This window comes from Pedomonas sp. (assembly GCF_036515995.1).
GTDB lineage: Bacteria > Pseudomonadota > Alphaproteobacteria > Sphingomonadales > Sphingomonadaceae > Pedomonas.
Window position 1 is genome coordinate 1 of sequence record NZ_DATBUP010000121.1, and the last position, 10235, is coordinate 10235.

At 67.0% G+C, this 10235-nt stretch carries 10 protein-coding genes; 4 read left to right on the forward strand and 6 right to left on the reverse strand.

Annotated elements, in window-relative coordinates:
* The 5 genes from VIG90_RS09380 to VIG90_RS09400 form a co-directional block, all read right to left on the reverse strand.
* Positions 1–1268, reverse strand: a 1268-nt coding sequence (locus VIG90_RS09380; protein WP_331593240.1) for an enoyl-CoA hydratase-related protein, incomplete at its 3' end; no start/stop codon positions are given.
* A 28-nt stretch (positions 1269–1296) separates the two neighbouring features.
* The gene (locus VIG90_RS09385) at positions 1297–2508 is read right to left on the reverse strand and encodes an acetyl-CoA C-acetyltransferase (RefSeq protein WP_331593241.1); all 1212 of its coding nucleotides are present in this window, start codon (positions 2506–2508) and stop codon (positions 1297–1299) included.
* Positions 2509–2550: 42 nt separating this feature from the next.
* On the reverse strand, positions 2551–4344 hold the full coding sequence (locus VIG90_RS09390; RefSeq protein ID WP_331593242.1) for an acyl-CoA dehydrogenase C-terminal domain-containing protein: 1794 nt from the start codon (positions 4342–4344) through the stop codon (positions 2551–2553).
* A gap of 7 nt (positions 4345–4351) precedes the next feature.
* On the reverse strand, positions 4352–4846 hold the full coding sequence (locus VIG90_RS09395) for a MerR family DNA-binding transcriptional regulator (RefSeq protein ID WP_331593243.1): 495 nt from the start codon (positions 4844–4846) through the stop codon (positions 4352–4354).
* A 57-nt stretch (positions 4847–4903) separates the two neighbouring features.
* The gene (locus VIG90_RS09400; protein ID WP_331593244.1) at positions 4904–5824 is read right to left on the reverse strand and encodes a DMT family transporter; all 921 of its coding nucleotides are present in this window, start codon (positions 5822–5824) and stop codon (positions 4904–4906) included.
* A 156-nt stretch (positions 5825–5980) separates the two neighbouring features.
* Between VIG90_RS09400 and VIG90_RS09405 the strand changes: the two genes are divergently transcribed.
* The 3 genes from VIG90_RS09405 to VIG90_RS09415 all read left to right on the forward strand — a co-directional run bounded on the left by VIG90_RS09405 (position 5981) and on the right by VIG90_RS09415 (position 8398).
* Complete coding sequence (locus tag VIG90_RS09405; protein WP_331593245.1) at positions 5981–6328, forward strand: DUF962 domain-containing protein; 348 nt, start codon at positions 5981–5983, stop codon at positions 6326–6328.
* 83 nt (positions 6329–6411) lie between these two features.
* A complete protein-coding gene (locus VIG90_RS09410) occupies positions 6412–6849 on the forward strand; it encodes a hypothetical protein (RefSeq protein ID WP_331593246.1) in 438 nt (145 codons plus the stop codon).
* Between the two features lie 175 nt (positions 6850–7024).
* On the forward strand, positions 7025–8398 hold the full coding sequence (locus VIG90_RS09415) for a hypothetical protein (protein ID WP_331593247.1): 1374 nt from the start codon (positions 7025–7027) through the stop codon (positions 8396–8398).
* A 94-nt stretch (positions 8399–8492) separates the two neighbouring features.
* Here VIG90_RS09415 and VIG90_RS09420 read toward each other — a convergent pair whose 3' ends face one another.
* The gene (locus VIG90_RS09420) at positions 8493–9347 is read right to left on the reverse strand and encodes a CoA ester lyase (protein ID WP_331593248.1); all 855 of its coding nucleotides are present in this window, start codon (positions 9345–9347) and stop codon (positions 8493–8495) included.
* A 45-nt stretch (positions 9348–9392) separates the two neighbouring features.
* Between VIG90_RS09420 and nfi the strand changes: the two genes are divergently transcribed.
* The gene (gene nfi, locus VIG90_RS09425) at positions 9393–10229 is read left to right on the forward strand and encodes a deoxyribonuclease V (RefSeq protein WP_331593249.1); all 837 of its coding nucleotides are present in this window, start codon (positions 9393–9395) and stop codon (positions 10227–10229) included.
* The last annotated feature ends 6 nt before the right edge of the window (positions 10230–10235 follow it).

Here is a 10235-nt window from a genome sequence, read left to right on the forward strand (position 1 = left end):
GCCTTCACGCCGCGATCCTCGAACACCGCCTCGATGATGAGGTCGCACCCGGCCAGATCCTCGTGGCTCGCGGTCGGGGTGATCAGCGCCAGCAGCGCCGCGCCCTTCTCGGCCGTCGTCTTGCCGCGCTGCACGTCCTTCTCGATCAGCTTCTGGGAGTAGGCCTTGCCCTTCTCCGCGCTTTCCATGTCGCGGTCGAGCAGCACCACCTGAATGCCCGCCTTGGCGGACACGTAGGCAACGCCCGCGCCCATCAGCCCCGCGCCCAGAATGCCCAGCTTCTTCGTCGGCAGCTTCTCGATGCCCTGCGGGCGGCGCGCGCCGCGCTCCGCGGCTTGCTTGTTGACGAACAGGCTGCGGATCATGTTGCCGGTCTGCGGGTGCATCAGCAGCGTGGTGCAATACTTCACCTCGATGCGCAGCGCCCGGTCGAACGGCAGCATGGTGCCCTCATACACGGCCGAGAGAATGGCCTTGGGCGCATTCATGTTGCCGTGGGTTTCCTTCAGCACCATGGGGCTGGCGGCCATGAACAGCTGCGCGATGCCGGGGTTGAACGCGCCCGAGCCGCCGGGGATCTTGAAGCCTTTCACATCCCACGGCTGCACCGCCTTGGGGTTGGCCAGAACCCAGGCCTTGGCCTTGTCCACCAGCTCGGCGACAGGAGCCACGTCGTGCACCACGTTCATGCCCTTGGCCTCGGCGGGCCTCATGCTCTTGCCCTGCACCATGAACATGAGGGCGGACTGAATGCCCATCAGGCGCGGCAGGCGCTGGGTGCCGCCGGCGCCCGGCAGCATGCCCACCAGCACTTCCGGCAGACCCAGCTGGATCTTCGGGCTGTCCGCCACCACGCGGTAGTGGCAGGCCAGCGCCAGTTCCAGCCCGCCGCCCAGCGCCAGACCGTTGATGGCCGCCGCCACCGGCTTGCCGCAGGTCTCCAACTTGCGGAACAGGCCGCTCAGCCGGAACGTCTCCTCGAAGATCTCCTTGGCGGACACGTCGCCCTTGGCGCGGGCGTTGGCCACGATGCCGCCGATCCACTTGAGGTCGGCACCGGCCAGAAACGCCGTGTCCTTGCCCGAGGTGATGACCGCGCCCTTGATTGCCTCGTCCGCCTTGATGCGGTCGATGCAGGCGTCCAGGTCATCCATGAACTCCGGCGTGATCACGTTCATCGACTGGCCGGGCACATCCACGGTCAGCAGCGCAACGCCGTTGGCGTCAACTTCGAATTTAATCGTCCCGTTCTCGATCGTATCGGTCATGAGAACCGCGCTCCTTCCGGAATGAATGTCAGACCCGCTCGATGACGGTGGCGGTGCCCATGCCTGCGCCGATGCACAGGGTGACGACCGCCGTTTCCAGATTCCGCCGCTCCAGCTCATCGAGCGCGGTGCCCAAGATCATCGCGCCCGTCGCGCCGAGCGGATGGCCCAGCGCGATCGCGCCGCCGTTCACGTTGATCCTGTCGTGCGGAATGTTGAGCGCCTGCATGTAGCGCAGCACCACGGCGGCGAACGCCTCGTTCAGCTCGAACAGGTCGATGTCGCTGGTGGCCATGCCCAGCTTCTTCAGCACCTTCTCGGTTGCGAACGAAGGGCCGGTCAGCATGATCGTCGGCTCGGAGCCGATGGAGCCCATGCCCTTGATGCGGGCGCGAGGCTTCAGCCCGTACTTCTCGCCCATTTCCCTGGTGCCGATCAGCACGCCCGCCGAGCCGTCGACGATGCCCGAGGAGTTGCCCGCGTGGTGCACGTGGTTGACGCGCTCCACTTCCGGGTAGCGCAGCAGGGCCACCGCGTCGAAGCCGGGCATGGTCTCGCCCAGATCCTTGAAGGACGGCTTCAGCTGCGCCAGCGACTGCATGTCGGTCTCGGGCCGCATGTGCTCGTCGTGGTTGAGGATCACCTCGCCCATCACGTCCTTCACCGGAATGATGGACTTGTTGAAGCGCCCCTCGGCCCAGGCCTGCGCCGCGCGCTTCTGGCTCTCCACCGCATAGGCGTCCACGTCGTCGCGGCTGAAGCCGTACTTGGTGGCGATGAGATCGGCGGAGATGCCCTGCGGCACGAAGTAGGTCTTGATGGCTACGGCCGGGTCGGTCGCCCACGCGCCGCCGTCGGACGACATCGGGATGCGGCTCATGGATTCCACGCCGCCGCCGATGGCCATGTCCGCCTCGCCGGAGATTACCTTGGCCGCCGCCATGTTCACCGCCTCAAGCCCGGAGGCGCAGAAGCGGTTGATCTGCACGCCGCCGGTCGTCTCGGCATAGTCGGCGTTCAGCACCGCCACGCGGGCGATGTCCGAGCCCTGCTCCGCCACCGGCGCAACGCAGCCCAGGATCACATCGTCCACGTCCGCCGTGTCGATGTTGTTGCGGTCGCGCAGGGCTTGCAGCACCTGCGTCGCCAGCTGGATCGGCGTGATCTCGTGCAGCGCGCCGTCGGGCTTTCCCCGGCCGCGCGGCGTACGCACCGCGTCGTAGATATAGGCTTCAGCCATGTCCCATCCTTCCGCTCAGGTCTCAGTCGGCACGCATCAACTTCAGAAATCTTCGGCAGCCAGCGCCATCACCGTCTCGGCACCCGCCTCCACCTTGCGGCGCAGGGACGCGGTGTCCGGCAGATGCCGGTCGACGAAGTACCGGGCCGCCACCAGCTTGTTGCGATAGTAGCGCTCGTCGCCATTGCCCGCGGCAATCGCCTCGAGGCTGGCCTTGGAGATTTTCAGCCACATCAGGCCAAGGCTCACGAGGCCCGCCAGGTGCATGTAGGCATAGGCCGCCGCGCCCGCGTTGTTCGGGTTGGCCATGGCGTTCTGCATCAGCCACATGGTCGCGGCCTGCAGGTGTCCCAGCGAGCGCTCGAGGCTTTCGGCCAGCGGCTTCAGCTCCTCGTTCCCCTTGGCGCTGGCAATTTCTTCCTGGATCAGCTTGTTGAACGCCTGCAGCGCCCGGCCGCCGTTGCGGGCCAGCTTGCGGCCCACCAGATCCATCGCCTGCACGCCGTTGGCGCCTTCGTAGATCTGGGCGATGCGGGCATCGCGCACGAACTGCTCCATGCCGTGCTCGCGGATGTAGCCGTGGCCGCCGAACACCTGCTGGGCCAGCACCGCGTTCTCGAAGCCCTTGTCCGTGAAGTAACCCTTGATGACCGGGGTGAGCAGGCCGATCAGATCATCCGCCTGCTGCCGGTCTTCCTCGGTCGCGGCCTTGCTCGTCAGGTCGACCAGCAGGCCCGCCCACAGCGCCAGCGCCCGCGCGCCCTCGTTGAAGGCGCGGATGTCCATCAGCATGCGCCGCACATCCGGGTGCACGATGATCGGGTCCGCCTTGGCGTCCGGGTTCGCGGGGCCGGTCAGCGCCCGGCCCTGAATGCGCTCGCGGGCATAGACGGCGGCGTTCTGGTAGGCCACTTCGGAGAGGGCGAGGCCCTGCAGGCCCACGCCCAGCCTTGCAGCGTTCATCATGATGAACATGGCGGCCAGGCCCTTTTCCTTTTCGCCGATCAGCCAGCCGGTCGCGCCGTCATAGTTCAGCACGCAGGTGGAGTTGCCGTGAATGCCCATCTTCTTCTCGATGGAGCCGCAGGAAACCGCGTTGCGCTCGCCCAGCGTGCCGTCCTCGTTCACCAGGAACTTGGGCACGATGAACAGCGAGATGCCCTTCACGTTGTCCGGCGAGGCCGGCATCTTCGCCAGCACCAGGTGGACGATGTTCTCGGCCAGATCATGCTCGCCCGCCGAGATGAAGATCTTGGTACCGGTGATCTTGTAGGTGCCGTCCGCCTGCGGCTCCGCCTTGGTGCGGATGAGGCCCAGGTCCGTGCCGCAATGCGGCTCGGTCAGGTTCATGGTGCCGCACCATTTGCCCGAGATCATGTTGGGCAGGTACTTCTGCTTCTGCTCCTCCGAGCCCACCACCTCGATGGCGGCCACCGCACCGTGGGTCAGGCCCGGGTACATGGCAAAGGCAAGGCTGGCCGAGATCAGATATTCCTCAAACGCGGTACCCAGCACGTAGGGCAGGCCCTGCCCGCCATAGGCCGCCGGCGCGGTCAGCGTGCCCCAGCCGCCCTCGCAGAACTGGTCGTAGGCTTCCTTGAAGCCCGGCGGGGTGGTGACGCTGCCGTCCTCATGGCGGGTGCAGCCGTGCTCGTCGCCCGCCTGATTGATCGGCTGGACCACTTCCTCGGTGAAGCTGGCCGCCTGCTCCAGAATGGCCTGCACCATGTCGGGCGTCGCCTCGGCAAAGCCGGGAAGGTTGGAATAGGAATCCAGCTTCAGCACGTTGTTCAGCAGGAAAAGCGTGTCCTTAACCGGTGCGGTATAAACGGGCATTGGTTGCCTACTCCTCGGATTGGCCTCGTGCCGCCCCGGCCTCGGGGGTGACGAGTGTCTCAAGTGTTGTGCAGAACTGTTGCAGTTCCTCGATCATGGTATCGATGTCGGCCCGCTGCTCGTGCAGCGCGGCAATCCGGGTGCGGCACTTCTCCAGCGTCAGCTGCAGCTGGCGGGCGCGCCCGTCTTCCAGATCATAGAGGTCCAGCATTTCGCTGATCTCGGCGAGCGAGAAGCCCACCCGCTTGCCGCGCAGGATCCACGCCAGCCGCACGAAATCCCGGCGGTGGTAGATGCGATTCTGGCCGCGCCGCTCCGGATTGAGCAGGCCCTGGTCCTCGTAGAAGCGTATGGCGCGCGGCGTGATGTGGAACGCCATCGCCAGCTCGGTGATGGTGAACGGCCCCGGCAGGTCCGGCAGCGCCAGCCCCGAGAAGAAGCCCTGACTGCGGTCATCGGGTGTCCGGTCATGAAATGCGATGTCATCAGGTTCGGATGTCATGCGGCGAAATCTAGTTGACGTTTACGTTAACGTCAACCTCTCCCGACATCCCCCCCTTCAGTTTCGCTTGCGGCTGAGCACCACCATGCCCGCGGTCGCCAGCGAAAGGCCCGCCACATGGAACAGGCCGAACGGCTCGCCCAGCATGAAAACCGCGGCAACGCTGGTCAGAAGCGGCCCGGTACTGCCCACGATGCTCGCCCGCGCCGCGCCCAGCCGGGCAATGGCCTCCGATTGCAGAAACGCTGCAAGCACGGTCGAGATCACCGCAACCGCCGCCATCCAGCCCAAAGCCCCCCATGAAATCCTGGAAACCGCCGCTCCCTCGAACACCATGGCGTGAGTCAGCACCGCAAGGCACGCGGCTGACATGGCAATGGCGGTGAACAGCATGCTGCCCATGCTGGCAATCGGCCTGCCGCTCAGCATCAGGTAGCCCGCGTAAGCAACCGCCGAGCCGAACACCAGCGCCGTGCCGAGCAGCGTGTTGGCCCCGCCCAGCTGCAGGTCATGCCCGAACAAGAGGCCCAGCCCCGCATAGGCCAGCGCCAGCGCGCCCCATGTGCGGCGCGAGATCGGCTGGCGGCGGATGAAGGCGGTGGCCAGCACCACCAGCGCCGGGTAGCAGAACAGGATGAGTCGCTCGAGCTGGGCCGAGACATACTGCAGGCCCATCACGTCGAGGTAGGATGCGCCGTAATAGCCAAGGATGCCGACGCCCGCCGCCTCGGCAATCTGCGCCGCCTTCGGCTTCTCCTCCCGCTGCCGCCACGCCCTGATGCCAATGATCAGGAACACGGGCAGCGACAGCGCCATGCGCCACGCCATCACCGCATCGACCGAGGCCCCGTGCCCGAACGCCAGTTTGATGAAGACCGGCTTCATCGAGTAAAACGTTGTAGCGCAAAGGGCGATGCAGAAGGCAGCCGCATAGCTGCCGGTGGGAATGGCTTGCAGACGCGCGCGCAGACCGGACATGGACGAACTCCCTGGAACGACTTGCGATACGCCTCGGCCTCCGGTCCGACAAGCAATCAAAAGCCCCTCCCCGCTTTGGGCGGGGTCCGGGCAGGCTCACCGTGATATGCTGCCCGCATCATGCACGCTTGAGCTCGAACGGCGGGAGGCAGGCATATGGCGGAACAACCGGCAAGCAACCGCATCACTACCTATGATGAGTTCTTCCTGTTCTACCTGCGCGAGCACGGCCGCCCGGCCACGCGGTACTGGCATTACGCGGGCACCGGACTGGTCATCGCCCTTGCCATTGCTCTTCTTCTGACGGGAAATGTCGCATGGCTTCCGGTCGTGCTGCTGGCCGGATACGGCCCGGCGTGGATCAGCCATTTCTTCATCGAGAAGAACCGCCCTGCCACCTTCCGCTATCCCCTTTGGTCGCTGATGTCGGACTTCCGCATGTTCGGCCTGTGGCTGACCGGGCGGCTGGATGGCTGGCTGGCGCGCGCGGGCGTGCCCCGCTGACGCCTTGCCTTGCGCCCACGGAACAGCCCTTTCCCCGCCCGCGTTGCACCTTGAGGAGTTCCCCCTTCCCTCAAGGACGCACCATGACCGAAGACCGCAAGACCCCGAACCCGAAAATCCAGCAGAAGCGCGGCCAGATCGAAGATCCGCTGATCAAGGGCATGCGCGCCGATGGCGGCCAGATCCTCCACGGCGCGGGCATGAGCGCCAGCGCCCAGCAGAGCGGACGCGGCCTTGGCGAATCCTCCATGAGCCGCAACTGGGATGCGGGCGGCGACCCCGCGCAGGACGAGCGCGGCACCGTCAGCACCGGGCCTGACACGTCCCCGCAGGAGCGTCAGCGCCAGCAGCACGTGCATGAGGATCAGCAGCGCTCCCAGCAGCAGCACCAGTCCGCAAGCGGAACCCAACCCGCCCAGCAGAAGAGTTCCGACCCCAACCGGGGGCACGAGCAGCCTCCGCTGGATGCCACCACCCCGCCGGATGTCCTTGCCCGCAATCCGGACGTGACCAAGCGCTGATCCGGCCCCGCTTCGGCTGGCCCGCCCGCTTCCTCCGCCCGTCCCGCCCGCCGGGCGGACGGCGGTGCTTCGCTCATTCCCGACGGAACAGGCCGCCGTGCGAGCCGTTGCTCGTACTGAGTGACCAAATCTGTGGATGACCAATCCGCCGATCGCGTAGCGGGAGACATGTATCATGACCGACGACAAGCGGAACCGGGGCACGGGCGGGCAACCTCAGCAGGGCCAGCAGGCCAGCCAACAGCAGGGGGGCCAGCAACAGAGCCAGCAGGGTCAATTCGGCCAGTTCCAGTCCGGCCAGACCATGCAGCCGGACCGCCAGCAGAGCCAGCAGAGCCGCACGGATGAAACCGATTCCCAGCAGAACATCTGGGGAGAAGGCTCCGGCTCCAACCAGCAGGCCCAGCAGGCGCACCGCAACCGCACCGAGCGGCTGCACAGCAGCCAGCGCACTGGCGGCACGGCTGAAGAGCAGCCCGGGCAAGGCATGACCGGTCAGAACGCCATGGCCTCCCGCCAGCAGGGTCAGCAGGGTCAGCAAAACCAGCAGGGCCAGCAATCCCAGCAGGGCTCCGGCCAGCAGTTCCAGCAGGCGTCTCAGGGCAGCCGCCAACAGGGGCAGCAGGGGCAGGACGTGAACGCTGATCGCGACCAGCATGTAACCGGCCGCAACCTGCGCACCGGCATGCAGACCGGCCAGCAGGGCGGCGTGTCCGAAAGCACCGACCGGGGCGCGATGATGCAGACCTCGTTGCCCAGCGGCACCAAGTCCCACCGCACCTGGACCCAGACCAGCGGCGGCCAGCAGGCCACCCAGACCAGCCTTGAGGGCGGTCAGTGGCCCGCCCAGGCGCAGGGCCAGAGCGAGGGCCAGAATCAGGGCGAGTTCCAGCCGCAGCAGCAGGAGCCGAGCCAGTCCCGCGGACCGGGCAAGGACCAGCAGCAGGGCGCGAACCGCTGGCAGGATCCGGAGCAGATGATGGACAAACGAGAAGGCCTTACCCAGAACCGCCAGCAGGACCAGAGCCAGACTCAGGATCAGTCCGCCACACAGCAGCAGGGCCAGCAGGAGAACCAGTCTCAGCGGCTCCAGCAGAACCAGCAGGAAGTGCGCGCCTCCACCCGCGATGTGCGCCAGCAGATCGAGCAGGACGCCGCCGAGCGTCATGACAGCCAAGGCTGGCACCCGGAGGAAGGCTCCCACCAGCAGCAGCTGGCCGGCAGCCAGGGCGGCATCGACGATGCAGGCTCGCGCCGCCAGCACAATCAGGACAACCGCAGCCAGGCCTCCGGCGAGATGCTGGAGCAGCGGCAGGGCCTGCGCGGCACGACCGATGACATGGCAAGCACCGAGCAGCGTTCGCAGGGTCAGGCCGCGCCCAATATCGACCAGCAGCAGCGGCAGGGCGGCGCAGGCGGGCAGGACCCGGACCGCCAGCCGGGCTCCGGTGGCCAGCGCGCAGAGGCCGTCGCGGACCGCATTCAGGACGATGACGCCAGCGGCGATCGGGACTTCGGCGGCGGCAGCTCCGGCAAGCGCCGCACCTGAGCCAGCTTTTCTTTTGCTCAAACGAAACGGCCGGGAGACACCTCCCGGCCGTTTGCCTTTTCACGCAGGGGCTGCGAAATCCGCAACCGGCGTTCTACCGGGCCATGGCCAGCACGCGCCGCGCCGCATCGGCGTGCAGCGCCTCGATCATCTGACCGTCCAGCACCGCCAGCCCCTTGCCTTCCTCGCGCGCGGTCTCGAACGCCTCGATGATCCGCCGGGCCTGCGCCACCTCCTCCTCGGAAGGCGCGAAGGCAGCATTGCATGGCGCGATCTGGCTCGGGTGGATCAGCGTCTTGCCGTCAAAGCCGAACTCGCGCGCCTGCCGGCACTGGCGCACCAGACCCTCTTCGTCCTTGATGATCGGGTACATGCCGTCCAGCACGTCGATGTTCGCCGCCCGCGCGGTCATGACCGCGCGGCTCATGGCGTAGTGCAGCGGCAGGCGATCCACCGTCTCGACCGCCCGCAGGTCCTTCACCAGATCGGCAAAGCCCATCACGAGACAGCCCAGCCGATGGCTGGCAAACGCGATGTCCTTCAGCTTCAGGAAGCCGCGCGGCGTCTCGATCATGCACCAGATGGCGGTGCGGGCGTTCGGCCTCACCCCTTCCATCAGGGCTTCCAGCTGCACCACCTCGGCGGCGCTTTCCACCTTGGGCAGCAGAATGGCGTCCGGCTCCGCCTCGGCGGCTTCCTGCACGTCGGCGATGCCCCACGGCGTATCCAGCCGGTTGACGCGGATCACCAGTTCCCGGTGGCCGTAGCCGCCGCCCCGCACCGCCTCGGCCGCCGCCGTGCGGGCTGCCTGCTTGGCGTCCGGCGCCACCGCGTCTTCCAGATCGATGATGACCACGTCACAGTCCAGCGCCTTGGCCTTCTCGAGCGCGCGGGCGTTGGAGGCAGGCATGTAGAGCGCACTGCGGCGCGGGCGGTTAGATGCGGTCATGAAACTCTCCTTGTCCGCAGGCGTCGTAACAAAAAAGGCGGGCGCTTGAAAAGGCGAACGCCGCACTGCCTCTCCAGTCTGGTGGTGCCGTGTGCGCCGGGCTGGCCTAAGGACGATCGCATGACCCTCATCGACACCTCCTCAGTTCCCCATGACTGGCTCTATCCCGCCTCGCTTCAGGCCGCCTCCCAGATCCAGCGCGAGATGGCCCGCCAGGTGGTGCGGGAAGACGCCCTCGGCCCGGTGAGCACGCTGGCCGGCGTCGACACCAGCATGAAATGGCGGGATACCACAGGCCCCATCCATGCCGCCATCGTGCTTCTGGACTGGCCCTCGCTTGCCCTGCGCACCAGCGCTGCTCTCAGCGCGCCCAGCCCCATTCCGTATGTGCCGGGCTACCTCGGCTTTCGGGAGTGTCCCAGCCTCGTTGGCGCCTACGCCCAGCTGCCCGCCGTGCCAGACATCATCTTTGTCGATGGCCACGGCATCAGCCACCCCCGCGGTCTCGGCATCGCTAGCCATTTGGGCGTGCTGCTGGACCGGCCGACCATCGGCGTTGCCAAGAGCATCCTCGTCGGGGAGCCGCTTGGCCCGCTGGGCGAGGAACCGGGGGATCGCACGCCGCTGGTCTGGAAGGGAGAGACCATCGCCATGGTGCTGCGCACCCGCCGCCGCGCCCGCCCGCTCTACATCTCCACCGGCCATCGCGTGTCACTGGAAACGGCGGTTTCGTGGGTGATGCAGGCCACTCGCGGCTATCGCCTGCCCGAGCCCACCCGGCTGGCGCACGAGGCCGCCAACGCCCATCGCCGCCGTCAGGTGGCGCTTGAAGGCGGCCCGGACGCTGCCGTTCTTCCTCTGGAAGACGAGGCGGACCTGTGATTTCGG